Annotated in this window: 22 protein-coding genes and 1 tRNA gene; 14 read left to right on the top strand and 9 right to left on the bottom strand. The window is 72.5% G+C overall.

Features of this window, described 5'->3' with window-relative positions; translation table 11 throughout:
- Window positions 1-12 precede the first annotated feature (12 nt).
- Both ACWGJM_RS12985 and ACWGJM_RS12980 read left to right on the top strand, forming a co-directional pair.
- Window positions 13-918: a carbohydrate ABC transporter permease gene (locus ACWGJM_RS12985; protein WP_453411712.1), complete on the top strand. Its 906-nt coding sequence runs from the start codon at window positions 13-15 to the stop codon at window positions 916-918.
- A gap of 99 nt (window positions 919-1,017) precedes the next feature.
- Window positions 1,018-2,448: a GH1 family beta-glucosidase gene (locus tag ACWGJM_RS12980; protein ID WP_453411711.1), complete on the top strand. Its 1,431-nt coding sequence runs from the start codon at window positions 1,018-1,020 to the stop codon at window positions 2,446-2,448.
- 72 nt (window positions 2,449-2,520) lie between these two features.
- On the opposite strand, the gene ACWGJM_RS12975 is transcribed toward ACWGJM_RS12980, so the two are convergent.
- The 3 genes from ACWGJM_RS12975 to ACWGJM_RS12965 all read right to left on the bottom strand — a co-directional run bounded on the left by ACWGJM_RS12975 (window position 2,521) and on the right by ACWGJM_RS12965 (window position 6,219).
- Window positions 2,521-3,981 (bottom strand): glycoside hydrolase family 18 protein, encoded by a 1,461-nt coding sequence (locus ACWGJM_RS12975; protein ID WP_453411710.1) that lies wholly within the window; start codon window positions 3,979-3,981, stop codon window positions 2,521-2,523.
- A gap of 109 nt (window positions 3,982-4,090) precedes the next feature.
- A complete protein-coding gene (locus tag ACWGJM_RS12970; protein ID WP_453411709.1) occupies window positions 4,091-5,515 on the bottom strand; it encodes a sensor histidine kinase in 1,425 nt (474 codons plus the stop codon).
- Window positions 5,512-6,219: a response regulator transcription factor gene (locus ACWGJM_RS12965; protein WP_453411708.1), complete on the bottom strand. Its 708-nt coding sequence runs from the start codon at window positions 6,217-6,219 to the stop codon at window positions 5,512-5,514. The genes ACWGJM_RS12970 and ACWGJM_RS12965 overlap by 4 nt, the downstream gene beginning before the upstream one ends.
- 108 nt (window positions 6,220-6,327) lie before the next feature.
- Here ACWGJM_RS12965 and ACWGJM_RS12960 point away from each other — a divergent pair, with 108 nt between their 5' ends.
- From ACWGJM_RS12960 to ACWGJM_RS12950, 3 genes are all read left to right on the top strand, one after another.
- Window positions 6,328-6,852 carry a hypothetical protein gene (locus ACWGJM_RS12960; protein WP_453411707.1) on the top strand — a complete coding sequence of 175 codons (525 nt, stop codon included), beginning with the start codon at window positions 6,328-6,330 and terminating at the stop codon, window positions 6,850-6,852.
- A 101-nt stretch (window positions 6,853-6,953) separates the two neighbouring features.
- A complete protein-coding gene (locus ACWGJM_RS12955) occupies window positions 6,954-8,486 on the top strand; it encodes an MFS transporter (protein WP_453411706.1) in 1,533 nt (510 codons plus the stop codon).
- Window positions 8,483-9,091, top strand: coding sequence for an acyl-CoA-like ligand-binding transcription factor (locus ACWGJM_RS12950; protein ID WP_453411705.1), 609 nt, complete (start codon window positions 8,483-8,485; stop codon window positions 9,089-9,091). The genes ACWGJM_RS12955 and ACWGJM_RS12950 overlap by 4 nt, the downstream gene beginning before the upstream one ends.
- Before the next feature lie 8 nt (window positions 9,092-9,099).
- Here the strand turns inward: ACWGJM_RS12950 and ACWGJM_RS12945 are convergent, their stop codons facing one another.
- The 3 genes from ACWGJM_RS12945 to ACWGJM_RS12935 form a co-directional block, all read right to left on the bottom strand.
- The gene (locus ACWGJM_RS12945; RefSeq protein WP_453411769.1) at window positions 9,100-9,429 is read right to left on the bottom strand and encodes a hypothetical protein; all 330 of its coding nucleotides are present in this window, start codon (window positions 9,427-9,429) and stop codon (window positions 9,100-9,102) included.
- Between the two features lie 134 nt (window positions 9,430-9,563).
- A complete protein-coding gene (locus tag ACWGJM_RS12940; RefSeq protein ID WP_453411704.1) occupies window positions 9,564-10,433 on the bottom strand; it encodes a spermidine synthase in 870 nt (289 codons plus the stop codon).
- Between the two features lie 35 nt (window positions 10,434-10,468).
- Entirely contained in the window at window positions 10,469-10,873 is a 405-nt protein-coding gene (locus ACWGJM_RS12935; protein ID WP_453411703.1) for a hypothetical protein, read from the bottom strand.
- 241 nt (window positions 10,874-11,114) lie between these two features.
- Here ACWGJM_RS12935 and ACWGJM_RS12930 point away from each other — a divergent pair, with 241 nt between their 5' ends.
- A complete protein-coding gene (locus tag ACWGJM_RS12930; protein ID WP_453411702.1) occupies window positions 11,115-12,566 on the top strand; it encodes a hypothetical protein in 1,452 nt (483 codons plus the stop codon).
- 89 nt (window positions 12,567-12,655) lie between these two features.
- Here the strand turns inward: ACWGJM_RS12930 and ACWGJM_RS12925 are convergent, their stop codons facing one another.
- Both ACWGJM_RS12925 and ACWGJM_RS12920 read right to left on the bottom strand, forming a co-directional pair.
- Window positions 12,656-12,997 (bottom strand): hypothetical protein, encoded by a 342-nt coding sequence (locus ACWGJM_RS12925; RefSeq protein WP_453411701.1) that lies wholly within the window; start codon window positions 12,995-12,997, stop codon window positions 12,656-12,658.
- A 175-nt stretch (window positions 12,998-13,172) separates the two neighbouring features.
- The gene (locus ACWGJM_RS12920) at window positions 13,173-13,772 is read right to left on the bottom strand and encodes a histidine phosphatase family protein (RefSeq protein WP_453411700.1); all 600 of its coding nucleotides are present in this window, start codon (window positions 13,770-13,772) and stop codon (window positions 13,173-13,175) included.
- 254 nt (window positions 13,773-14,026) lie between these two features.
- Between ACWGJM_RS12920 and ACWGJM_RS12915 the strand changes: the two genes are divergently transcribed.
- The 7 genes from ACWGJM_RS12915 to ACWGJM_RS12885 all read left to right on the top strand — a co-directional run bounded on the left by ACWGJM_RS12915 (window position 14,027) and on the right by ACWGJM_RS12885 (window position 20,427).
- Window positions 14,027-14,980, top strand: a complete 954-nt coding sequence (locus ACWGJM_RS12915; protein WP_453411699.1) for a phosphatase PAP2 family protein — start codon at window positions 14,027-14,029, stop codon at window positions 14,978-14,980.
- On the top strand, window positions 14,877-16,061 hold the full coding sequence (locus tag ACWGJM_RS12910; protein ID WP_453411698.1) for a hypothetical protein: 1,185 nt from the start codon (window positions 14,877-14,879) through the stop codon (window positions 16,059-16,061). The genes ACWGJM_RS12915 and ACWGJM_RS12910 overlap by 104 nt, the downstream gene beginning before the upstream one ends.
- Complete coding sequence (locus ACWGJM_RS12905) at window positions 16,052-17,656, top strand: hypothetical protein (protein WP_453411697.1); 1,605 nt, start codon at window positions 16,052-16,054, stop codon at window positions 17,654-17,656. Before ACWGJM_RS12910 ends, ACWGJM_RS12905 begins: the two co-directional genes overlap by 10 nt.
- Window positions 17,653-18,993 (top strand): AAA domain-containing protein, encoded by a 1,341-nt coding sequence (locus ACWGJM_RS12900; protein WP_453411696.1) that lies wholly within the window; start codon window positions 17,653-17,655, stop codon window positions 18,991-18,993. The genes ACWGJM_RS12905 and ACWGJM_RS12900 overlap by 4 nt, the downstream gene beginning before the upstream one ends.
- Window positions 18,994-19,310: 317 nt before the next feature.
- A complete protein-coding gene (locus ACWGJM_RS12895) occupies window positions 19,311-19,688 on the top strand; it encodes a hypothetical protein (RefSeq protein ID WP_390739314.1) in 378 nt (125 codons plus the stop codon).
- 129 nt (window positions 19,689-19,817) lie between these two features.
- Window positions 19,818-20,339 carry a hypothetical protein gene (locus tag ACWGJM_RS12890; protein WP_453411695.1) on the top strand — a complete coding sequence of 174 codons (522 nt, stop codon included), beginning with the start codon at window positions 19,818-19,820 and terminating at the stop codon, window positions 20,337-20,339.
- 11 nt (window positions 20,340-20,350) lie between these two features.
- A tRNA-Lys gene (locus ACWGJM_RS12885) sits at window positions 20,351-20,427 on the top strand.
- A gap of 63 nt (window positions 20,428-20,490) precedes the next feature.
- Here ACWGJM_RS12885 and ACWGJM_RS12880 read toward each other — a convergent pair.
- Window positions 20,491-21,825: a M6 family metalloprotease domain-containing protein gene (locus ACWGJM_RS12880; RefSeq protein WP_453411694.1), complete on the bottom strand. Its 1,335-nt coding sequence runs from the start codon at window positions 21,823-21,825 to the stop codon at window positions 20,491-20,493.
- A gap of 314 nt (window positions 21,826-22,139) precedes the next feature.
- Between ACWGJM_RS12880 and ACWGJM_RS12875 the strand changes: the two genes are divergently transcribed.
- Window positions 22,140-23,972 carry a putative bifunctional diguanylate cyclase/phosphodiesterase gene (locus ACWGJM_RS12875; RefSeq protein WP_453411693.1) on the top strand — a complete coding sequence of 611 codons (1,833 nt, stop codon included), beginning with the start codon at window positions 22,140-22,142 and terminating at the stop codon, window positions 23,970-23,972.
- Window positions 23,973-24,010: the final 38 nt, after the last annotated feature.

Raw genomic sequence — 24,010 nt, 5'->3', positions numbered from 1 at the left:
GGAGAACCGGCCGTGACGACGACTCTGACGACACCGCCCGCCGACGCGGCGAAGGAGCCGCGGCGCGCGCGGCGCTCCAAGTCGGCCCGCGCGGGTGGCCAGATGCACGCGGGCCCCATCGCGTACACCATCCTGACGGTGTTCTCCATCGGTTCGCTGTTCCCACTGGTGTGGACGGCGATCGCGGCCTCCCGGAACAACAACCGGCTGGCCGAGACACCGCCGCCGTTCTGGTTCGGCGGGAATCTCTTCCACAATCTCGACGTCGCCTGGACCGAAGCGAATCTGGGTACGGCCTTCGTCAACACCACGATCGTGGCCGGGACTTCGGCGGCCACCATCGTCTTCCTGTCGACGATCGCCGGGTTCGCCTTCGCCAAGCTGCGGTTCCGGTGCCGCAACGCCCTGATGCTGGTCGTGATCGGCACGATGATGGTGCCGCCGCAGCTCAGCATCATCCCGCTGTACATGATGGTCGCCAAGCTGGACTGGACGGACCAGTTGCAGGCGGTGATCTTCCCGTCGCTGGTGAGCGCCTTCGGCGTGTTCTTCATGCGGCAGTACCTGCTCCAGGCGCTGCCGGACGAGATCATCGAGGCTGCCCGGGTGGACGGCGCGAGCAGTTGGCGCGTGGTGTGGCACGTGGTGTTCCCGGCGGCGCGGCCGGCGATGGCGGTGCTCGGCATGCTGGTGTTCGTGCAGGCGTGGAACGACTTCCTGTGGCCGTTCCTGGTCCTCACCCAGACCGGCAACCCGACCGTGCAGGTCGCGCTCACGGGTCTGGGCCGCGGCTACACCGTCGACCAGTCCCTGATCATGGCGGGCTCGCTGCTCGGTACGCTTCCCCTGCTGCTCGTCTTCGCGATCTTCGGCAAGCAGATCGTGGGCGGCATCATGCAGGGTGCCGTCAAGGGCTGACGCCCTTCTCCCGGGGGCCGGGTCACCGCAGCTCCGGCCCCCTTTTCTCCCCTCGCACATTCACCAGTCGGCCCCCACACCTCCTATGGGAGCGCTTCCATGTCTGAACCCGTTACGCTTGTGACCTTTCCCCCCGCCTTCCTCTGGGGTGCCGCGACCTCGTCGTACCAGATCGAGGGAGCGGTCCGGGAGGACGGTCGTACTCCCTCGATCTGGGACACCTTCAGCCATACGCCGGGCAAGACCTTCGGTGGTGAGCACGGTGACATCGCTGTCGACCACTACCACCGCTACCGCGAGGACGTCGCGCTGATGGCGGAGCTGGGCCTGAACGCGTACCGGTTCTCCGTCTCCTGGTCGCGGGTGCAGCCGACGGGCCGGGGTCCGGCCGTGCAGGTGGGCCTGGACTTCTACCGCCGTCTGGTGGACGAGCTGCTCGCGCACGGCATCAAGCCGGCGGTCACCCTCTACCACTGGGACCTGCCGCAGGAACTGGAGGACGCGGGCGGCTGGCCGGAGCGGGACACCGCGTACCGCTTCGCCGAGTACGCGCAGATCGTCGGCGAGGCGCTCGGCGACCGGGTGGAGCAGTGGATCACTCTCAACGAGCCGTGGTGCAGCGCCTTCCTCGGCTACGGGTCCGGGGTGCACGCGCCCGGCCGTACGGACCCGGCGGCGTCCCTGAAGGCCGCTCACCACCTCAACCTGGCGCACGGCCTGGGCGCCTCCGCCCTCCGCGCGGCGATGCCGGCCCGGAACACGGTCGCGGTGAGCCTCAACTCCTCGGTCGTCCGCACGGTCTCCCAGGACCCGGCGGACCTGGCGGCCGGCCGCCGCATCGACGACCTGGCCAACGGCGTCTTCCACGGCCCGATGCTGCACGGCGCGTACCCGGAGACCCTGTTCGAGGCGACCTCGTCGATCACCGACTGGTCCTACGTCCAGGACGGCGACCTCAGCACCGTCAACCAGCCGCTGGACGCGCTGGGGCTGAACTACTACACGCCGGCGCTGGTTTCGTCGGCCGAGTCGGAACTGCGCGGTCCGCGGGCGGACGGGCACGGGGCGAGCGACCACTCCCCCTGGCCCGGCGCGGACGACGTGGCCTTCCACCAGACGCCCGGTGACCGTACGGAGATGGGCTGGACGATCGACCCGACCGGTCTGCACGAGCTGATCATGCGCTACACGCGAGAGGCCCCCGGCCTGCCGCTGTACGTGACGGAGAACGGCGCGGCGTACGACGACAAGGTGGACGCCGACGGCCGGGTCCACGACCCCGAGCGCATCGCCTACCTGCACGGCCATCTGTCGGCCGTGCGCCGGGCCATCGCGGACGGCGCGGACGTACGCGGCTACTACCTGTGGTCCCTGATGGACAACTTCGAGTGGGCGTACGGCTACAGCAAGCGCTTCGGCGCCGTGTACGTCGACTACGCCACCCTGACCCGCACCCCGAAGTCGAGCGCCCACTGGTACGCCCAGGCGGCCCGAACGGGAACGCTGCCGCCGGTGGAGACGGGGGCCTGACGGCACCGGACGCGACGGGGCGCGGCACTCGGAGGGGGGTGCCGCGCCTCGGTCATGGCCGCGTGTCCGCTGTCAGTTGAACGTCCCGAAAGCCTTCGAGAAGGCGGAGTTGTCCTGGGTGATCGAGCTGCATGTGGCGTCGGCGGTGGGCTTGGTGCCGCCCGCGCACTGCTTGTCGCGGGCCGCCGACCACATGGACAGCCAGCCGAGGCCCTTGGACTTGGCGAAGTTCACCAGCTGGGTGGCGTCGTCGACCTTGAAGATCTCGGAGGAGACGTCGTTGACGCCGATCATCGGGGTGACCGCGACGGTCTTCCAGGCGGCGGAGTCGGTGAGGCCGAGGACGCTCTTGACCTGGGCCTGCGTGGCCGTGGCCGCCTGTTCGGCGTAGGTGCCCATGTCGCCGCTGTACGCGGGGCCGTAGTCCATCGCCATGATGTTGACGGTGCTGATCTTGACGCCGTTGGACTTGGCGTCGGACAGGAGGTTGACGCCGTCCTGGGTCAGGCCCTCGGGCATCACCGGGAGGGTGAAGGAGACGTCCAGGCCGGGGTGCTGGGCCTGGAGTTTGGCGATGGCCTGGGCGCGGCGGGTGTTGGCGGCGGTGTTGGGGAGTGCGCCGCCCTCGACGTCGAAGTCGACCTTGGTGAGTTTGAACTGGTCCACGGCCTTGCCGTAGGCGGTCGCCAGCGCGTCCGCGGAGGAGCAGGTCGTGGCGAGTTCGGAGCCTGACGCTCCGCCGAAGGAGACGCGGACGTCGCCGCCCTTGGTGCGCAGCGAGCCGATCTGGGCGGCCACGCCGTCGCTCGCCAGGTCGGTGACGCCGCCCCACTTGGGTGTGCAGCCGCCACCGTCGGTGACGAAGGCGAGGTTGTAGTTCTTCACGCCGGTCGCGTCGGCGCTCGCCAGCAGGTCGAAGGCGGGGTAGAGGGAGGTGTCGACGTAGGGCGCGAAGCCGGCGGAGGTGGTTGTTCCGCTGCCGGTGGTCTGGGTGGGGGTCGGGGAGGCGGTGGGGGTGGTGCTCTTGGTCGGGGTCGGCGTGGGCTTCGGTGTGGCGGTCGGGGTCGGCGACTGGGTCGGGCGGCCGCTCGGCTCGGGGGTGGCGGTGCTGTCGGCCGAACATGTCGCGCCGTCGATGTGGCAGCCGGTGGGGTCCCCGGTGCCGTTGACCACGAAGCCGACGGTGAGCGACTTGCCGGGAGCGAGGCCGTCGGTGTCCCACTTGGCGGGCTTCACGGTGACGTGCCGGCCGCTGACGCTCGACTCGCCGTTCCAGAGGGAGCTGAGCTTCGCGTCGGCGGGGAGGTCGAACTCGAGGGTCCAGGTCTTCTCCGGCTGTCCGCTGTTGTTCGTGACGACGTACTGGGCGGAGTAACCCGTCGTCCAGTCGCTGGTCTTGGTGTACGCGGCGCCGACCCCGGCCGCCTGTGCGATGCCGGTGAACAGCAGCGCGCCGCCACCGGCCACGGCCGCGGCGACGAGGCCGCCTATCGCCTTGTTCCTGCCACTGATCCTGCGCCGGTGCGTGCTCATGCGCGTGCCTGCCTTCGCTGTTCACGGGGTGAGGTGCGGCAGCACGCTAGCGGTCGAGATTCGGACAAATGGCTTGATACGGACGGCGGCTGGGGATCTTAGGGTGCGCTTAAGGGAGGGATCGGGGGCGGTTAAAGGTAGAGACCAATTTGCGGGGCCGGCGGCGGCGCACGGCGCCCCGGTGGCCTTTGCGCACCGGTTCCCGCCCGTCCAGCTGGAACCAGATCCGCACCTCCGTGCCGCCCAGCACCGACGAGCCGATCCGTACGTCCCCGCCGGTCGACTCGGCGAGCCTGCGCACGATGTCCAGGCCGAGGCCGGTCGAGCCGTCGGTGCCCGAACCCCGGCCGCGGGCCATGGCCGCCTCGGGGTCGGGTATGCCGGGGCCCGCGTCGGAGACCAGGACGATCACCGCGTCCTCGCCGTTGTGCACGTCGACCGCGAAGGCCGTGCCCTCGGCGGTGTGCCGGAAGACGTTGCCGAGCAGCGCGTCGAGCGCGGCGGCCAGGTCGGCGCGGGCCACGGGTATCCGCACCGGCCGCTCGACCCCTGCCAGCCGCCACTTGCGGCCCTCGTCCTCGGCGAGCGCGGACCAGAACCCCATCCGCTCGCGGACGACTTCGGCCGCGTCGCAACCGGCACCGGGCCCGGCGGCGGCGGTCTGCGGCTTGGCCTCGCGGGCGGTGCGGATGATGGTGTCGACCTCACGCTCGAGCTGGGCGACGGCGGCCCGGGTCTGCTCGGCGGCGGGTCCTTCGCCGAGCGAGGCCGTGTTCAGCCGGAGCACGGTCAGCGGGGTGCGCAGTCGGTGGGAGAGGTCCGCCGCCAGTTCGCGTTCGTTCGCCAGGAGTTGTACGACCTGGTCGGCCATGGAGTTGAACGCGACCGCGGCCAGCCGCAGTTCGGTCGGACCGTCCTCCGGCACCCGTGCGCCCAGCTTGCCCTCCCCCAGTTCGTGCGCGCCCTCGACCAGCCGCCGCGCGGGCCGCACCATCCGTACGCCGAGCCGGTCGGCGACCGCGACGGAGCCCACGATCAGCGCGATGCCGACGGCGGCCAGCACCGCCCAGGCCGTGCCGACGCCGTTGGTGACCTCGGCCTCGGGGACGTACACCTCGACCACCGCGATGGCGCCGGAGCTCAGCGCGACGGGCTGGAGCAGGGTGGAGCCGCCCGCGACCTCGGTGGTGGAGGCGCGGCCCAGCTTCCGTACGGTCGCGATGTCCCGGTCGGCCGCGCGCTGCCGGCCGATGTCGACGGCCGCCCGGCCGGACCCGTCCGCCGTGTCCCCGCCGGATGCCGGTATGTGCACGGCCATGCCGGTGTCCGCGCCCGCCGAGGCGAGCACGCGCTCCAGTTTGTCGCGGTCGGTGGTGATGGACAGGGCGGGCGCGATGGCGGCGGCCTCCCGCTCGGCGTTGGAGAAGGCGCGGTCGCGGGCCATCTCCTTGACGACCAGTCCGAGCGGGACCGCGAAGGCGACCACGACCATCGCGGTGACCGCGAGGCAGACCCTGACCAGTGCCCATCTCATCGGATCGGCTCCGCTTCCCCCGGGGGCTCCAGCTTCACGCCGACACCGCGCAGGGTGTGCAGATAGCGCGGCCGGGCCGCCGTCTCCCCCAGTTTGCGGCGCAGCCAGGAGAGGTGGACGTCGATGGTCTGGTCGTCGCCGTACGACTGCTGCCACACCTCGGCCAGCAGTTCCTTGCGGGGGACGACGACCCCGGGCCGGCCGGCGAGGAAGGCGAGCAGGTCGAACTCGCGGCGGGTGAGGTCGAGGCGCATCCCGTCCAACTCGGCCTGGCGGCGCAGCGGATCGACGGTCAGGCCGCCGACGCGCAGGACGCTGGACGGCGGGGCGTCCACGGTGGCGGCCCGGGAGCGTCTGAGGACGGCGGCGATCCGGGCGGACAGGTGCTCGACGGAGAACGGCTTGGTCAGGTAGTCGTCCGCTCCGGCGTTCAGCAGCCGGACGATCTCGGTCTCGTCGTCCCGCGCGGTGGCGATGATGACGGGTACGTCGGTGATCCCGCGCAGCATCTTCAGCGCCTCGGATCCGTCCAGGTCGGGCAGGCCGAGGTCGAGGATGACCACGTCGAAGCGGAAATGGGCGACCTCGCGCAGCGCCTCCAGTGCCGTGCCGACGCTGCGCACGGTGTGCGACGCGTCGGTGAGATGCCGGATGAGCGCCGAGCGTACGAACTGGTCGTCCTCGACCACGAGCACACTTGCCATGCGCCGCACCGTACGCCATGCGGGACGGCCGGGTGCGGGCCTGTGGACAACTCCCGGCGGCTCCGAACGTGTGCGACAAGTGGGGCTCGTGGGGCAGTATGGCCCGCGATGCGCAGAGGACTCGTACACGTCTTGGCGTGGTCGCTCGCCACGGGCGCGGCGGTCACGCTGTCGTGGTGGGGCGTGCACACGGTGCTGGCGGGCACGGCGTACGACCCGCCGCGCGCCCTGCCGATCACGGCGGCGGACGCGACCGCGCAGGGTCCAAAGCCGCTGGCGTCCCCGACGTCCCGACCTGCGTCCCCGTCCCCGCCTCCGTCCGGGACGGCACGGAGGACGCCGTCGGCGCCCGGTTCCCCGACGCCCTCTCGGACCGCGGCGGCCACTCCCGCCGCATCTCCCTCGCAGACCGCCTCCGGTGAGGTCAAGAGCTATGACACCGACGGGGGCCGGGTGGTGTTCGACATCGGGAAGGCGGACGCGGCGCTCGTCTCGGCGACGCCGGGGACGGGCTGGTCGATGCAGGTGTGGAAGACGGAGTCGTGGATCCGGGTGGAGTTCGCTTCGGGCGCGGACCGGGTGACGGTGTTCTGCACCTGGCACGACGGCCCGCCGCATGTGGAGGTCTACTGAGCGGCCAGCGCTCGCTCAAAGTGAAAGACAACTAGATATTGACAGTGAACTCTCATTTGAGGGTAACCTCTCATCAGGTTGCCCCGAATGGGAGGTCCCACATGTCCGCATCCCCCCGCCGCCGGCTCGCCCTGGCCGCGCTCACCCTGAGCGTGCTGCTCGTCGGCCTCGACGGCACCGTCATCAACGTCGCCCTGCCGACCATCGCGACCGAACTGCCCGCCGACAGCGCCCAGTTGCAGTGGATCGGCGGCGGTTACCTGCTGGCCCTGTCGGTGGCGATGCTCCCGGTCGGGCTGCTCGGCGACCGGTTCGGGCACAAGCGGCTGCTGCTGTCCGGCATCACGCTCTTCGGCCTCGCCTCGTTAGGAGGTGCGCTGGCCCACTCGCCGTCGGCTGTCATCGCCGCCCGCGCCGTCCTGGGTCTCGGGGCCGCCGCGATCATGCCGCTGTCCATGGCGATCCTGCCCCGTGTCTTCGCCAAGGAGGAACTGCCCAAGGCCATCGCGGTGTGGACCGCGGCCACCGCGCTCGGCATGCCGGTCGGACCCGTGGTCGGCGGCTGGCTGCTCGACCACTTCTGGTGGGGCTCGGTGTTCCTGTTCAATGCGCCGGTCGCCGCGCTCGCCGTCCTCGCGGGCGTGTGGCTGCTGCCCAGCGACACCGCCACCCGCACCTCCGCGCCGTTCGACACCCTCGGCACCGTCCTGGGCGGCCTCGGCATCACCGCGCTGGTCTACGGCACCATCCTGATCCCCCGCGACGGCTGGACCGCGCCCTCGGTCCTCGTCCCGCTCGTCGCCGCGGCCGTCCTGCTGGCCGGGTTCGTACTGCGCGAGCGCCGGTACGCGCACCCCATCGTCGACCTGTGCCTGTTCACCGACCGCCGCTTCCTGTGGGGCACGCTGATCGCCGTCTTCGTCAACTTCGCGGTCATGGGCATCCTGTTCGTCGTCCCGCAGTACCTTCAGTCGGTGCTCGGCAACGACGCCTTCGGGACCGGCCTGCGCGTCCTGCCACTGATCGGCGGCCTGATGGCGGCGGCCGCCGCGAGCGAACCCCTCGTCCCCCGGCTGGGCGCGCGTACGGTCGTACCCGCCGGCCTGCTGGTGCTCGGCGCCGGTGTGCTGCTCGGCGCGACCACCGGCACCTCGGACGGCTACGGCTTCACCGCGCTGTGGCTGGGCCTGACCGGCCTCGGCTTCGGGCTCGCCGTGGTCCCGGCCACCAGCCTGGTGATGGCCACGCTGCCCGAGGACAACACCGGGTCCGGCACCAGCCTCCTGGAGACCGTCCAGCAGCTCGGCTCGGTCCTCGGCGTCGCCGGTCTCGGCAGCCTCCTCGGCTACGGCTACCTCGCCCGGCTGCACACCGGCACCCTGCCGGGTCCGGCGGCCGACGCGGCCCGCGACTCCGTCTCCGGGGCCGACGCGGTGGCCGCGCAACTGCACGACACCGCCCTGGCGTCGGGGGCGCACGAGGCGTTCGTCCACGGTATGAGCCTGGTCCTGACGGCCTGCGGCGCGATCGCCCTGCTCGGCGCCGTCCTGGCCGCCGTCTTCCTGCCCGGCACCACCCCCTGCTCCCGTACGGTGGCCCGGTCCGTCGCGCAGCCCGCAGAATCGGTCGCATGACGAAGCACGAGACCCCCGCCGCCCCCCTCGGCCTGCGCGAGCGCAAGAAGCAGCAGACCCGCCAGCGCATCCGCCGCGAGGCCTACCGCCTCTTCACCGAGAACGGGTACGAGGCCACCACGGTCGACCAGATCGCGGAGGCGGCGGAGGTCTCGCCCAGCACCTTCTTCCGGTACTTCCCCACCAAGGAGGACGTCGTCCTCCAGGACGAGTACGATCCCGCCCTCGCCGCCGCCCTGCGCTCCCGCCCCGCCGGTGAACCCATCGTCGACGCGGTGCTCAACTCCCTGAAGGGCCCCGTCGGGGAGATGATCCAGCAGGACCGCGACGACCTCCTGCTGCGCACCCGGATCTCCTTCACCGACCCGGCCATCCGCGCCCGCACCGTCGCGGAACAGGAGCGCAGCGAGCGGGCCATCGCCGAGGTGATCGCCGAGCGCGCCGGCCGCGACGCGGCCGACCTGGAGGTCAAGTGCGCGGCGGCGGCGATCATCGCGGTCTTCACCACGCTGGTACGGCACTGGGTGGAGGGCGACGGCCGGGAGGACCTGGCGGCGCTGTACGAACGGCATCTGCCGTTGCTGTCACGGGGCTTGGACTTCTAGTTCTCCGATCAGTTCTCCGACGGCGTGCCGTGGCCGTCGAGGAAGCGGAGCAGCACATCGGCCTCCGCGCGTAGCCGTGCGACTCGGTCGGTGTGGGCGGGCGCGGTCAACCGCGCCGCGGCTTCCAGTCGTTCGGTGGCCTCGGCCCGCACGATGTCCGCCACGCGCCGTTCGCTCAGCTCACGCCGCGCCACCTCGGTGGCACCGACACCGACCGGTGACTGTTCGAGGGCCAGACCGCGCATTCCGGCTTCGTCCACGGGGACCGCCTCCGCGTTGTCCAGTGCGGCGAGCGTCGCGCGCAGGGCGCTCACCGCCGCCTTGTCGCGGGCGCGCATCGCCTCCGGGAGGGCTTGACGCATACGAACACGTAGGGACATGCCGGGACCCTATGGCCGTGCTCCCGGCCCCACAACGGAATATCCCGGCACCACCAGGTGCCCCGCGAGAACGGGGCACCAGCCGGTCCTCGTCAGTGGAACACCGACGGCGGCGGGGCCGGTGAGGCCACCGCCGCCTCGTCCGTGACCGCGACGGCCCCGCCGGTGAAGGCGAGCAGCGCCCTGCCGTGCTCGACCCGGGCGGGGTGCGGGTCGGAGGCGGCGCGGCGGGTCAGTTCGGCGACCGGGAGCGGGCGGTCGGCGGCGACCAGGACCGCGTTGCCGAACCGTTTGCCGCGCAGCACGGCCGGGTCGGCGACCAGCGCGAGCTCGGGGAAGCGGGCGGCGGCGGTGGCGATCTGGCCGCGCAGATGGGCGAGAGGGGGACCGTCGGCGAGGTTGGCGGCGAAGACGCCGTCCGGCGCGAGGGCCCTGCGGACCTCGTCGAGGAACTCGGTGGAGGTGAGGTGGGCGGGAGTGCGGGCGCCGCTGAAGACATCGGCGACGACCAGGTCGGCCCAGCCGTCCGGCACCTTGGCCAGGCCCTCGCGGGCGTCCGCCGAGCGCACCCGGATCCGGGCCCCGGGGTCCAACGGCAGCTCCCGCCGGACCAGTTCGACGAGTTTCGCGTCCCGCTCGACGACCTGCTGGGTGGAGCGGGAGCGGGTGGCGGCCACATAGCGGGCCAGGGTGAACGCGCCCCCGCCGAGGTGCACGGCACGCACCGGTCTGCCGGGCGGTGCGACGAGGTCGATGACGTGCCCGAGCCGCCGCTGGTACTCGAAGGAGAGGTACGCCGGGTCGTCGAGGTCGACGTGCGACTGCGGCGCCCCGTCGATCAGCAGGGTCCAGGCCCGAGGGCGGTCCCGGTCGGGTATCAGCTGGGCGAGGCCGCCGTCGACGTCCTCGACGACCGTCTCGGCATCGGCCTGTCTGCGCCGGGGGTTCCTGGACTTGCCCATGGGGCCATTTTCGCAGGGCCCCGGCGGGCAACCGGTCAGCGGCAGCTGTCCGCCGCCTCGAGCAGCCGTGCCGCCTCCCCCAGGGCCCGTCTGAGGACCGCGGGATCCGTCGCCAGGTCGGCCTCCCCCGGCGGCACCAGCCAGCCCGAACCCCCGACCGGCGGCTGCGGGATCAGGTTCAGCCCGCGTCCGTCGGTCTCCGTACAGGTGCTCCCGGGGACGTCCCACGCGGCGGCGGTGCCCGGCGGGACCAGGAAGCCGAGCGTGTCGCACCCGTCGTCGTGCAGGACGGGACCCACCGCGTCCCCGGCCGCACCGCGCCGCAGGATGTCGACCGCCTCCAGACCCTGCCGGGTCGGCACGGTCACCACCTCACACGCGGTCGGCGACGGCGCACAAGGATCGTTGCTCCGGCTGGTCTCCATCCCGGCCTCCACCACGCAGCCCTCTTGCAGTCCGCCGTGTCCAACGCGGCACGGCGTCAACGGCTACGGCGCAAGTGCGCCGCAAAGGATGGCACTTCATGGCAGATCGTGCATGAGATATCCGATTTGTAGCCAAACACAGCGTGGCGGGTCCGACACAGCCGGTACGTTCTTGCCCGCCGGAACCGGGGCGTCGACACTGACGACCCGCGACGGATCCGGCATGGTTCGACGGTTCGCACGAGAGGACCCGGCCATGGCGTCGTCAACCGTGACCTGGTCACAGCCCGAACGGCCACCACGGCCGAACCTCGCCTTCCGGCAGCTGCGCGGCCGGCGCTCACCGGCCGAGTTCGCCGCGCTGGTGCGGCGGGCCGCCCGCGAGATCGGCGAGCGGGTGAGCTGTGACGCGCGCTACATCGGCCGGGTCGAGGCGGGCGAGATCCGCTGCCCGAACTACGCGTACGAACGGGTGTTCCTGCACATGTTCCCCGGCCGCACGCTCGCCGACCTGGGCTTCGCGCCCCGCTCGTCCGTCCGCGGACGCGGGGCTCGCCCGGCGGGGGAAGCGTCCCCCTTGCTCGCCGCACACCCGGCGTTCGCCGCGGGTGAGGCGCAGGGGGCGCTCGAGCCGTATGACACGCAGGACCCGTACGACACGCACGAGAACGACGAGATCGACGAGGAGAGCGACGTGCTGCGTCGCGCATTCATGACGGGCGGGGGCGCCACCGTGGCCGCCGCCACGCTGGGCCCCCTGGGGGTCACCATCGACGCCGCGGCGTCGGACCGGCCGGTGCGCCGTGCCGGGTCCTCCGAGGCGGCCGCCCTGGAGGAGGCCGTGCGCCGCATCCGGCTGCTCGACGACCGGCACGGCGCGGACGGCCTCTACCGGCGCGCGGCCGCCCCGCTCCGCGCCGCCTATGAGCTGCTGGACGCGGGTGCCACCCGGCAGACGACCGCCGACCGGCTGCACTCGGGCGCCGGTGAACTCGCCATCTCCGTCGGCTGGCTGGCCCACGACTCCGGCCGCTTCGACGACGCCCGCTCGCACTACGCGGAGGCGCTCGCGACCGCCCGGATGACCGGGGACCCCGCCCTGGAGGCGCACGCGTTCTGCAACACGGCCTTCCTCGCGCGCGACTCGGGACGGCCCAGGGAGGCGGTACGGGCGGCGCAGGCCGCGCAGCGGGTGGGGCGGTCCCTCGGGTCCGCGCGCCTGATGTCGCTGCTCGCGCTGCGCGAGGCGGGCGGCTGGGCCGGGCTCGCCGACCGCACCGGCTGCGAACAGGCGCTCGTACGGGCACAGGCCCTGTACGACCGGGGCCGTTCGGACGCCGACCCGGAGTGGATGAGCTTCTACGGCGAGGCCGAGCTGGAGGGGCTGGAGGCGCAGTGCTGGTCGACGCTGGGCGACTGGACGCGGGCGGCCCGGCACGCGCGTCGGGCCGCGCAGCTCCAGGACCCCCACTTCACACGGAACATCGCGCTGTACACGGCCGAGCTCGCGGACGACCTCGCGCGCGGGGGACGGCCCGACGAGGCGGCGGCGGCCGGGATGCGGGTGCTGGACCTGCTGGACCAGGTGCAGTCGTCACGGATCCAGACGATGCTCGCGGGGACCGCGCGGGTGCTGCTGCCGCACCGGCGGGCCTCGGGGGTGTCGGCGTTCTTGGACAGGCATGCCTCGTCGCCGCGTATGGCGTGAAGTCGACCGCCACGGCCTCCCGGGCTCCCGCCGACAGACCACCGGCCGCACGCTGGAGCAGCGTGCGGCCGGCCGGCGGAAGTGAACGGCTACGAGCAGCTGTTGTGCGACGGGGTGTTCACGGGAGCGTTCGAGTTGTTGACGTTGGACGGGCCGGAGCCGGCGGCAGCGGCCCCGACGAAATTCGGCGTGGCGGCAGCGGCGGCCGCCATCAGCGGCGCGGGCACGGAGACGAGGTTGAAGTTCGACTGGTTGTTGCAGTAGACGATCTTCCCGGTCTTCCACGGCTTGAGGCCGTCGACGTCCCTGATGAGGTGCCTGGCGCTGTGGTGACTCACACCGCCGAGGGCCGGCGCGGCAACCGCCACCCCGCCCAACGCCTGGGAACCGAGCACCACCGCGGCTGCGGCCAGGGGAACAAGAGCCTTCATGGGTTTGCCTCCGAGAGGAAGGGACAAATCGTCAGAACCCATGATGGAGATCACATGCGGGAGCAATGTCACCAAAACCCGGGCATGCCATGAAATAGCTGAAGTGCTCCAAGCTTCGTAACCCGTGCAATTCGCAGTCGTTGACCTCACCCGCACCGTCCCCCGGAGGAGGTGATCAGCCGAGGACGAGGTGCCCCAGGTCGTTCCAACTCTCGATCGCCGGTTCCCCGTACGCCCAGCCGAGGACCGACAGTGACGTCGGGTTGAGCCGGATCCGCGCGGCGAAGTCCAACGGCAGGCCCAGCCACCGCGCGCCCACGGACCGCAGGATGTGCCCGTGGGCGAACACAAGTACGTCTCGGTCCTCCGCCCGCGCCCAGGACACCACCTCGTCCGCCCGGGCCGTCACCTCGGCGAGGGTCTCCCCCTCGGGGACCCCGTCCCGCCAGATCAGCCAGCCGGGGCGAACGGCCTGGATCTCCTCGGGGGTCATGCCCTCGTACGCGCCGTAGTCCCACTCCACCAGCGCGTCCCAGGTGGTCGCCCGGTCACCGAACCCGGCGAGTTCGCACGTGTCACGCGCGCGTGACAGGGGGCTGGTGCGGACCTCGACCCCGGGGAGGCCGTCGAAGGGCGCGCGGTGGAGCCGCTCGCCGAGCAGTTTGGCGCCGCGCCGGCCCTCCTCCAGGAGGGGCACGTCGGTCCTGCCGGTGTGCTTGCCGGACAGCGACCAGGCCGTCTGTCCGTGCCGGGCCAGCAGGATGCGCGGTGCCATGGGGGACCTTTCCGGGAGAGATCGGGGAGGGATCGGGGAGAAACCCGAGGCGTAGCCCCTCCATCATCGCGCACCCTGTCCTTGGGCAACCCGGCGGGCGATCTCAGCGTCTATCCGGTCTGAAGCGCCGCCCAAGAGCGAACCGGTACGCCGTCCGAGCGAACAGGTACGCCGTAACCGGGCGGACAGGTACGCCGTAAAGTGGCACGCCCGGCCCAAGGGGCGCCGCGGACCAGAAGGGGGAGGGCGATCGGATGCCGCAGACCGAGACACCGGGCACCGAGGTGTCCCCACGGACCCGGCTGCGGTGGTGGACGGAACTTCCCCTGATCCTGCTGGTGTACGGCTGCTACTCGGCGGGCCGGCTGCTCGCCCGGGGCGATGTCTCCAGCGCCGTGGACCACGGCCTGGCGCTCCTGCGCATCGAGAAGGCCCTGCACCTCAACGCCGAGCATCCGCTCAACCGGCTGTTCACGCGCGAGGCATGGCTCGGCGTCCCGGCCGACTTCTGGTACGCGTCGCTGCACTACCTGGTCACGCCCGCGATCCTGGTCTGGCTCTTCCGGTCCCGCAGCCGCCACTACCGGGCGGCCCGTACCTGGTTGATGACGTCCACCTTCATCGGCCTGATCGGCTTCACCCTGCTGCCCACCTGCCCGCCCCGCCTCCTCTCCGCGGGCCACGGCTTCGTGGACACGATGGCCGAGTACAGCTCGTACGGCTGGTGGGGCGGCGAGGCCAGCGCCCCGCGGGGCATGGGCGGCATGACGAACCAGTACGCGGCCATGCCGAGCCTGCACGTGGGCTGGGCGCTGTGGTGCGGAGTGATGCTGTGGCGGTACGGCGGCACGCGCGTCGCCAAGGCCGTCGGCGTCGCCTATCCGCTGCTGACCGCGATCGTGGTGATGGGCACCGCCAACCACTACTTCCTGGACGCGGTCGCGGGCGTGGCCGTGATGGGGGCCGGACTGCTGCTCGCGCCGTACGTGATGCGCGGCGTGGGACGGCTGCGGGAGCGGCTGCTGCCGGGCGACTCGGTCGTCGCAGCGGGCTCCGAGGGCACAGGCGCCCCGATTGTCAGTGGCGGATGCCAGACTTCCCCGGGTGAGCGAATTCCACGGCAGCGCGACTCGCGGCTCGGATCCGGAGCCGAGCCGGACGCCGCCCCCACCGACGCGGGGGACGGCGCTCCGGCACCGGCTCGCTGAGCTGCGCGGCCCCGACGTACCGGCCAAGGCACTGGACGCGCGCGCCCTGGCGGCGCTCGCCGCGAACCCGGGGTGCAGACGGCGGGCGATCCTGGACGGGGCGGCCGTCGACAAGGCGGGCCTGGCGAGCGCGCTGGGCGCGCCGTCCGTCTTCGGGCAGTCGCAGTTCGCCCTGACCCGGGGCAACGCGTTCGAGGCACGGGTGAAGGCCGACGGCGGCGCGGAGTTGCTGCGCCTGGTGCACGCGCGGCTGGACCCGGGAGCCGAGCCGCCGCAGGAGACCCATGTGCCCGACCTGTCCGCGCCCGGCCCGGCGGGGCGGACGGCGCGTACGGCGCTGGCGTTGCGCGAGGCCGTCGAGGCGGGCGGCTGGACGCTGCTCGACCATCCGATGCTGGCGCTGGACGTGGCGGGCTCCCCGGCGTTCCTGGAGCCGGACGCGGTGGTGGTGCACCCGGACGGCAGCTGGACGGTCGTGGAGATCAAGTCCTTCCCGATGCTGGACGGTGCGGCGGACCCGGCGAAGGTGGGCGCGGCCGCGCGGCAGGCGGCGGTGTACGTGCTGGCCCTGGAGGACGTCGCCGGACGCCTCGATCCCGCCCCGCGCGTGCGTCACCGCATCCTGCTGGTCTGCCCCCGGGACTTCTCCAACCTGGCCACCGCCTCGGCCGTGGACATCCGCAAGCAGCGCGCGGTCACCGCCCGCCAGTTGGCCCGGCTCACCCGTATCGACGAGATCGCCGCCGGTCTTCCCGAGGGCACCTGCTTCGCGCCCGGCCTGCCGGCCGAGGAGCTGACAGCGGCGGTGGAGTCGGTCCCGGCGACGTACGCGCCCGAGTGCCTGGCCGCGTGCGAGTTGGCCTTCCACTGCCGCGAGCGCTCCCGCTCGGCGGGCGCGGTGACGACGCTGGGCCGTCCGGTCCGGGCCGAACTGGGCGGTTTGTCGACCGTGGACGACGTTCTGGCGGCGGCCCGCGGTGAGCTCGGCGACCCCGGGGATCCGGCGGTGGCGGCGCTGCGCAGGGCGGCGGCCCTGCGGGCGGAGGCGCTGTCCGGCCGGGAGGTGGCCGCGTGTCCCTGATCGCCACCCTCGCCCGTCTGGAGGCGGTCAGCACCGGCCGCGCCCGGCCCACCGCGACCGTCCGGCACCGGCATCTGTCCGACCGGCCGCTGGTGTTCGTGCCGCTCACCACCGCCGGTGAGGCGGGCGCCCCGCTCGGGGCGCTGGTCGGCACCGACCGGGACGCGCCGCGCCTGCTGGTCGTACCGCAGCCGCGCGACCGCGATCTGCGCTTCGCGTTCCTCGCCGAACTGGCGGACATCGTCCTGCCGTACGTCGACTCGTTCGCGGATGGCGTCGAGCCCGCCGAGCGCACCGAGACCGACCCGGAGACCGGCAAGCGGGTCAAGGTCGAGGTAGAGCTGTGCGCGGACGCCCCGCAGCTGATCGTGCCGAGCCGTGCGGGCGTGGAGTTCGTACGGCTGCTCGGGCGGTCCATGCGCTTTCGGCGCACGGCGGAGCAGGACCCGGAGGCGCCCTACCCGGCGCCGCCCCGGGTGCCGTTGCTCGGGCGGTGGCTGACGCACTTCGGGGAGCGGGCCCGGGTGCCGGGTTCCTCGCTGCTACAGGCCCTGACGGACATGCTGTCGCGGCACTGGGCGACCGGGCAGTCCAGCCTGGAGGACCAGCACCTGGGCGCGCTGCTCGCCTGGATCGACCCTCCGGAGGGCACGACGGGCGCCGAGGAGGCTTTGCGGGCCGAGCTGGCGCGGGGCGCCGGTGACCAGTTGCTGTGCCCGCCCGCGGGCCCGGCCACCGATCCGGCGTTCGACAACAAGCTGCTCGCGCCCGCCCTGGAGCGCTACGACCGGGCGCGCACCGCCCTGGCGGCCGCCGAGGACGGCCTGGAGGCGGACGAGCGGCTCGGCGTGCTCACCGCGGCCGAGCAGGAGATCCGCGACCTGGTGGCGAGCGTCACCCTGCCCACCTGGCAGGCGGTGTGGCGCGGGATCGACCTGCTGCGGGCGCTGCCGGAGGGGGCGCATGTCGAGGAGCGGTGGACGCGCGACCGCTGGTCGTTCACCGGCCACCGCGACCGCGTGCTCGCCGGGGAGCCCCCGCAGCCCCGCCGCGACGACGCGGTGACGGCCGCCAACAAGCTGGCCACGCGCGAGCGTGAGCAGGCCCGTCTCGAGGCGCAGGAGGCCCTCGACGACCCGCTGGTGATGGCCGGGCGCAGGCTGGCCGGGGAGGCGTTCGCGGGCGAGGTCACGGATGTGGTGATGGCGTACAGCGAGGGCAAGCGGCCCAGCCCGCGCCCGCTGGTGACCGTGTACACGGACGACCGGCCGCGCTTCGGGGAGCGGGCGAAGGTGTACCGCTCGCTGGGTGGGAAACCGCAGGCGGCTGAGTTCATCGGGTTTGTCGGCTCCGAGAGCGAGGGGCTCGTCGTACTGCGGATCGTCGACAAGATGGGCCGTGGCAAGGAGCCCGAGGCCGGGTCGGTCCCGGAGAAGGGCGACCGGCTCTGCTTCACCCTGTTCGAGCACGAGCAGCGCGGCGGGGCGAAGCTGCCCGACCCGGAGCAGACGCCGTGGACGCACGGGGGGCCGCCGGGTGAGGCGGCGGCCGTGCCGGAGCCCGCCGATGCCGTCACCGAGGAGGACGTCCTGTGACCACCGAGGCCGTGTTCGACCCCGGGGCCGCGGCCGCGCGGGCCACCGACGCGATCCTCCGCGACACCCTGCACGGCACACACCGGGGCGTGGTCGTGGACTCCCCGCCGGGCGCCGGCAAGTCCACCCTCGTCGTCCGCGCGGCGCTGGAACTCGCCGACGCCGGGCGCCCACTGATGGTGGTCGCGCAGACCAACGCCCAGGTCGACGACCTGGTGGCCCGGCTCGCCGAGAAGAACCCCGAGCTGCCCGTGGGCCGCCTGCACAGCAGCGACTCCGACCCGTACGACAAGGTGCTGGACGACCTGCCGAACGTACGGAAGTCGGCGAAGGCGGCCGATCTGGCCGGGATCCCGGTGGTGCTGTCCACCGCCGCGAAGTGGGCGCACGTGAAGGTGGACGAGCCGTGGCGGCACGCCATCGTGGACGAGGCGTACCAGATGCGTTCGGACGCGCTGCTCGCCGTGGCCGGGCTGTTCGAGCGGGCGCTGTTCGTGGGCGACCCGGGCCAGCTGGACCCGTTCGCGATCGTGGGCAGCGAGCAGTGGGCGGGCCTGTCGTACGACCCTTCGGCCTCGGCCGTGACCACTCTCCTCGCCCACAACCCCGAGCTGCCGCAGCACCGTCTGCCGGTGTCGTGGCGCCTGCCGGCCTCGGCGGCCCCCCTGGTGTCGGACGCCTTCTACCCCTACACCCCCTTCCGCAGCGGCACGGACCACGGCGACCGCCGCCTGGCCTTCGCCGTCCCGTCCGACGGCTCCGGCCCCGACCGGGTGATCGACGAGGCGGCGGCCTCGGGCTGGGGGCTGCTGGAACTGCCGGCGCGGCACACGCCGAGGACGGACCCGGAAGCGGTACGAGCCGTGGCCACGGTGGTCCGACGGCTGCTGGACCGGGGCGGCGCGGCGATCTCGGAGCGCTCACCGGACCCGGCCCCCCTCACCGCCGACCGGATCGCCGTCGGCACGGCCCACCGGGACCAGGCGGCGGCGGTGCGGGCCGCGCTGGCCGAGCTGGGTGTGGCCGATGTGACGGTGGACACGGCGAACCGGCTACAGGGCCGGGAGTTCGACGTCACGGTCGTCCTGCACCCGCTGTCGGGCCGCCCCGACGCCACCGCGTTCCACCTGGAGACGGGCCGCCTGTGCGTCCTCGCCTCCCGGCACCGGCAGGCGTGCGTCGTGGTGTGCCGGGCGGGGGTGGGCGACCTGCTGGACGACTATCCGTCGACCGAGCCGGTGCAGCTGGGGACGCTGGTGAAGTTCCCGGATGGCTGGGAGGCGAACCACGCGGTGCTGGCCCACCTCGCCGAACACCGGGTGACCTGGCGGCCATGACCGACCGCCTCCCGCAAGACCGCCCACCCCCCGGACAGAGTCCGGCACGCCGCCGGAAGCGGCCGAAGAACACCGCCCCGATGACTGGGAGGCGAACCACGCGGTGCCGGCCCACCTCGCCGAACACCGGGTGACCTGGCGGCCATGACCGGTATGACATCACCCACTCGGCGACCGCCTGCTCATCTCGCGGAGCACCGGGGGGTCCGGCGGGCTTGAGTCGTTGTTCAGCGTCCCCTTGCGCCGGGGCGGGACAATGGAAGGCGGCCCACCCAGAAGGCGGCGCCCCTACCGAACCGTACGAGGAGGAGAAAGACATGGCGGAGCCCACGCCGCGTCGGCACGAACCGCGGCTACGCCCCGCGCCGCTGCTCTTCGAGCCCGCCGAGGCGGCCGCCGATCCCGAGCACTTCTTCGACCTGGAGTCGATCGAGGATCCGCGGGAGCTGCTGTCGCGGGCGACGGAGCTGACGCAGGCGTTCCGTGCGGCGACCGACCGGGCGATGGAGTTCCAGGCCATCGCGGCGGCCCAGCTGGCCGATCCGCGGAGGTTCGACCGGCTGACGCCGGCGGACATCGCCGAGCGGGCGGAGTGGACCGAGGACTACGCCAAGAGGATGGTGGAGTTCGGGCGGGACCTGATGCGGGGGGCTGCCGCCGAGGCCGAGGGGCGAGGGTCCGCGGATCCGGTGTGACACCGCCCGCAGCCAAATCGCTCGGCATATGCCAGGCGGGCGGGCAAGATACCCCCTCCCGGCTCCTCTTGTCCCCATTTCTGGCAACCCAGCGCTACCCGGTGTTCACCGCCGGTAGATGTGGTCGGTATGAGCAGTGCACGCAGCGACCTCGCGGGAGTCACCGCCGACGGTGCCGAATGGCTGGTCTCGGCGGGGAGGCTTCCGCGGAGCGGGACCGGGCCGTCGGCGCTGCCCTGTGGAACCGTCTTCGACGTGGTGAACGTGCCGGCGGTCTTCGGGCGCCGGATGCTGGACCGGCTGTGGGACGAGGGGCCGGGGTCGGGCCCGGTCGCGGTGTTCCGTGGCCGGATGCTGTTGTTCGCCGCGCCGCGTACGGCGCAGCGGCTGCCGTCCCTGCTGGCCTGGGAGGAATGGAGCTGGGCCATTCCCCCGCTGCTCTGCCACGGCAAGGGGGACGCCGTGACCGTCCCGGCGCTCACGGGCGGTGACCGTTCCGCCTCCGACGGTGCCCGCTGGCTGGTCGCCCCCGATACCCGCAACCCGTGGCTGCCCGGCCCGGAGGTCGTGCTGTGGGCGGCCGTCCGGGCGGCCCGCACCGCGGTGCGCATATCGATTTTTCCTCCCCTCGATCAGGATGCTAAGGTCTAGGACGTCAGCAGGCGCCGCTAGCTCAGTTGGTTAGAGCAGCTGACTCTTAATCAGCGGGTCCGGGGTTCGAGTCCCTGGCGGCGCACCAGACAGCAGAGGGTCACGTTCATGAGAACGTGACCCTCTGTCGTTACGCGCTTGCGGACCACATTCAGCCCGCAGCCGCCGAACCCGGCCCCGGCGTGATCTTCACCGTCCACGCCCCCGACGGCGTCCGGTCCTCCACCTCCACCCGTACGCCCTCACCCGGCACCGTGAAGCTCTCGCCGAGGGCGACCGGCGCGTCGGCGAGGGGCGGGTACACCGAGTTCTCCCCGCAGGCCTCGGTACGCGGGTGGGCGTCGACCACCTGCATCGGTCCGTCCCCGGACTCCGCTCCGCCGTGCACCCGGTACACCAGGACGCCCGACCGGCAGGCCGAGCCGTCGTTCCCGGCCGGACCGCGCGCCTCGAAGGCGAGGACGGATTCGGGGCCGGTGCGCACGAGGGCCAGTTTCACGCCGTCGCCGAGCCCGAAGGCGGGGGCGCCCGAGGCGCCCGCGACCGTGGTGCCCGGGCCCGCGGCCAGGGGCTCCAGGGTCAGCCGGGTGGGACCGCCGCCCCGCACGCACACGACCTGGCGCGGGCCCAGCCAGCCCAGCTTCCACTTGTGCCAGCCGAACAGATCGGGGGCCAGTCCGAACTGGCTGCCCATCAGGTCCCAGTCGCCCACGTAGGTGTCCCAGTCGCCCTTGCCGTCCATCGGGCGGTGGTACAGGTCCGGCAGGTCGAAGACGTGCCCGGTCTCGTGCGCGAGCACCAGACGGTCCGGCGGATGCCTCTCGAAGACCGTGACCACCCGCCGGACGTCCGTGCCGTCGACGTGCGTCGGGGTGTCCAGGTTGACCACCTTCGTCGCGTCGGAGTCCACGCCGGGCGCGTCCGGGTCGGCGACGAAGTACACGACGCCGTAGCGCGAGAAGTCCACCTCGGGGTCGGCCGTGGCGAACGCGTCACGCAGATAGGCGGCCCGCCGGTCCGGGTCCCAGTCCCGCTTCATGGCGTACGACGTCGACGGCTGCGGCATGCGCAGCCAGCGCCGCAGCGGATGCGGGCGCAGGGTGAACCGGCCGTAGGAGGCGTGCTGGAAGAAGCTGTTGGTGGCCGGGAAGTGGTCGGCGGTCAGCTCGGCGGGCGTGGTGCGGGGGGTGGAGTCCGGGAAGGACAGGAACACCAGGACCGCGTCGAGCGGGCGGGACGGGCGGGTGTAGGTGTCGTTCCAGGTGTCCAGGCCCTCCGAGTGGTGCGCGTCGGTCCGCTTGAGGGCGCACGGCGCCGTGGTGAACGGCTCGGCGACGGAGGGGACGGTCAGGATCGAGGTCGCGGCGAGCGCCGACATGGTCGTGAACACGGCGGCGGTGCTGCGCAGTCGGGGCCCGGTACCGGCCCGCCCGAGCCGCGCAAGGGCCTCACGGGAAAGCCGCTTGAGGGGCAGCTGACACGGCACGGGGACCTCCGAATGCGGTTCGCGGGACACCGCATCCAGCCTGTGTGACTTTGTCGCAGTACGCCCTGTTTGCCTGCACCAGAAGGGTGAGCGGCATCGGGATGCCCCGAATGGCCGACACCCCGAAACGCTCACGGAACGTCACACCCGGTCGGGGGCCTGTAGAACCCGTCCAGGGACGGGCAGAAACGATCTGTCACAACCCCCGGGTCATCCTGGAGACTGGACTGTGACTGGAAGGCCCTCGGGCCAGCCTCTATGATCGGCACACTTTCCTGCACGGACAGAGATCGAGTGCACTGCGGGAGCGAGCGGTGAGCGGAACGTCCGAAGGGCCGACGCCCGCGGCAGACCTCGACCGGTCAGCCGTCACAGAGAGTGACCATACGACATCTACCCGTGCGGGGCGCGCCTACCGCTCCGTCTTCGAGGCCGCCCCGCTCGCGATGGCGGTGGTCGACCGGGAGGGCCTGGTCGCCGACGCCAACGCCGCCCTGGGCACCCTGCTCGGCACCGACCCCGCCGCGCTGACGGGGCAGGTCGCCGCCGACCTGGTGGACCTGACCTCCGAGGCCCGCATCTGGCACGCCTATCGCGAGGTGCTGCGTGGCCGGCAGGCCAAGCTGCGCTGCACCCGCCGGCTGAAGCACCCCGACGGCCACTCGGTGTGGGTGCAGGTCACCGTCGCTCCCCTCGCGGACGCCGAGCCGGGCGTCCTGCTGTCCGTCGCCGACATCGGGGCGCACCGTGAACTCCAGGCACGCCTGCGGCACTTGCAGATGCACGACCCGGTGACCCGGCTGCCCAACCGCACGCTGTTCTTCGAGCGGCTGTCGGCCGCGCTGGAGGCGGAGTCGTACGAGCAGAGCGGCACCGGCCGGATCGGGCTGTGCTACCTGGATGTGGACGGATTCAAGGCGGTCAACGACACGCTCGGCCATCGCGTGGGCGACCGCCTGCTGGCCGCCGTGGCCGAGCGCCTGACCCGGGTCGCCGACGAGGCCGGGTACGCCCGGTCGAGCACCCCTCTGGTAGCCAGGCTCGGCGGCGACGAATTCGCGCTGCTGGTGGAGGACTCCACGGGGACGGAGCAGCTCGCCGAGCTGGCCGAGGCGGCGCTCGAGGCCCTCCAGGCCCCCTTCGACCTCGCGGGCCAGCGGCTGTCGTTGTCCGCCTCGATCGGCGTCGTGGAACGCCATGCGGCCGGCACCACCGCCACCGGCCTGATGCAGGCCGCCGACACGACCCTGTACTGGGCGAAGGCCGACGGCAAGGCCCGCTGGACCCTGTTCGACCCGGAGCGCAACGCGCACCGCATGACCCGCCAGGCTCTGTCCTCCGCGCTCCGCCATGCCATCGATCGCGGCGAATTCGTGCTGGAATACCAGCCGTTGGTGGCCATGGAGGACGGCCGTCTGCGTGGTGTCGAGGCCCTGGTCCGCTGGAACCACCCGCAGTTCGGCATCTTGACGCCGAATCGGTTCATCGGATTGGCCGAGGAGGACGGCTCGATCGTCCCGCTGGGCCGCTGGGCCCTGGCGACCGCCTGCCGTCAGGCCCGCCGCTGGCAGCTGGACCACCCCGGGGAGCCGCCGATCTTCGTGAGCGTCAACGTGGCCGTGCGTCAGGTGTGGGACTCCGACCTGGTGGCGGACGTGGCGGAGATCCTCGCGGAGACCGGCCTCGCCCCGCACCTGCTCCAACTGGAGCTGACCGAGTCGGCGGTGATGGGCTCGGCGGGCCGCCCGCTCCAGGCCCTGAAGTCCCTCAGCGACATGGGCGTGGGCATCGCCATCGACGACTTCGGCACCGGCTACTCGAACCTGGCGTACCTCAGCCGCCTGCCGGTGTCCGTCCTCAAACTGGACGGCTCCTTCGTGCGCGGCTTCCAGTACGAGGAGGCCAAGGACGCGACCGCCGCCCCGCCGAACCCGGCCGACGAGGTCATCGTCGAGGCGATGATCCAGCTGGCCCACCGCCTGGGCCTCACGGTCACCGCCGAATGCGTGGAAACCTCCGCCCAGGCCACCCGCCTACGCCGGATCGGCTGCGACACCGGCCAGGGCTGGCTCTACTCCCGGCCGGTGCCGCCGGACCGCATCTCCGAGCTGCTCGGCGCCCAGACCTACGCGGTCGGCAACCCGTAGGCGTCCGCGACGAGTTCGTACGAGCGCAGGCGCACGTC

The organism is Streptomyces sp. NPDC054834, assembly GCF_053611185.1.
The sequence above is the reverse complement of the archived record's forward strand: the minus strand, read 5'-3'. Positions and strand labels throughout refer to the sequence as shown.

Excerpts from the sequence above, each read along its gene's own strand:
- ACWGJM_RS12980 (WP_453411711.1), top strand. The coding sequence starts at position 1,018 with ATGTCTGAACCCGTTACGCTTGTGACCTTTCCCCCCGCCTTCCTCTGG.
- ACWGJM_RS12975 (WP_453411710.1), bottom strand. The coding sequence starts at position 3,981 with ATGAGCACGCACCGGCGCAGGATCAGTGGCAGGAACAAGGCGATAGGC.
- ACWGJM_RS12970 (WP_453411709.1), bottom strand. The coding sequence starts at position 5,515 with ATGAGATGGGCACTGGTCAGGGTCTGCCTCGCGGTCACCGCGATGGTC.
- ACWGJM_RS12965 (WP_453411708.1), bottom strand. The coding sequence starts at position 6,219 with ATGGCAAGTGTGCTCGTGGTCGAGGACGACCAGTTCGTACGCTCGGCG.
- ACWGJM_RS12960 (WP_453411707.1), top strand. The coding sequence starts at position 6,328 with ATGCGCAGAGGACTCGTACACGTCTTGGCGTGGTCGCTCGCCACGGGC.
- ACWGJM_RS12955 (WP_453411706.1), top strand. The coding sequence starts at position 6,954 with ATGTCCGCATCCCCCCGCCGCCGGCTCGCCCTGGCCGCGCTCACCCTG.
- ACWGJM_RS12950 (WP_453411705.1), top strand. The coding sequence starts at position 8,483 with ATGACGAAGCACGAGACCCCCGCCGCCCCCCTCGGCCTGCGCGAGCGC.
- ACWGJM_RS12945 (WP_453411769.1), bottom strand. The coding sequence starts at position 9,429 with ATGCGCGCCCGCGACAAGGCGGCGGTGAGCGCCCTGCGCGCGACGCTC.
- ACWGJM_RS12940 (WP_453411704.1), bottom strand. The coding sequence starts at position 10,433 with ATGGGCAAGTCCAGGAACCCCCGGCGCAGACAGGCCGATGCCGAGACG.
- ACWGJM_RS12930 (WP_453411702.1), top strand. The coding sequence starts at position 11,115 with ATGGCGTCGTCAACCGTGACCTGGTCACAGCCCGAACGGCCACCACGG.
- ACWGJM_RS12925 (WP_453411701.1), bottom strand. The coding sequence starts at position 12,997 with ATGAAGGCTCTTGTTCCCCTGGCCGCAGCCGCGGTGGTGCTCGGTTCC.
- ACWGJM_RS12920 (WP_453411700.1), bottom strand. The coding sequence starts at position 13,772 with ATGGCACCGCGCATCCTGCTGGCCCGGCACGGACAGACGGCCTGGTCG.
- ACWGJM_RS12915 (WP_453411699.1), top strand. The coding sequence starts at position 14,027 with ATGCCGCAGACCGAGACACCGGGCACCGAGGTGTCCCCACGGACCCGG.
- ACWGJM_RS12895 (WP_390739314.1), top strand. The coding sequence starts at position 19,311 with ATGGCGGAGCCCACGCCGCGTCGGCACGAACCGCGGCTACGCCCCGCG.
- ACWGJM_RS12890 (WP_453411695.1), top strand. The coding sequence starts at position 19,818 with ATGAGCAGTGCACGCAGCGACCTCGCGGGAGTCACCGCCGACGGTGCC.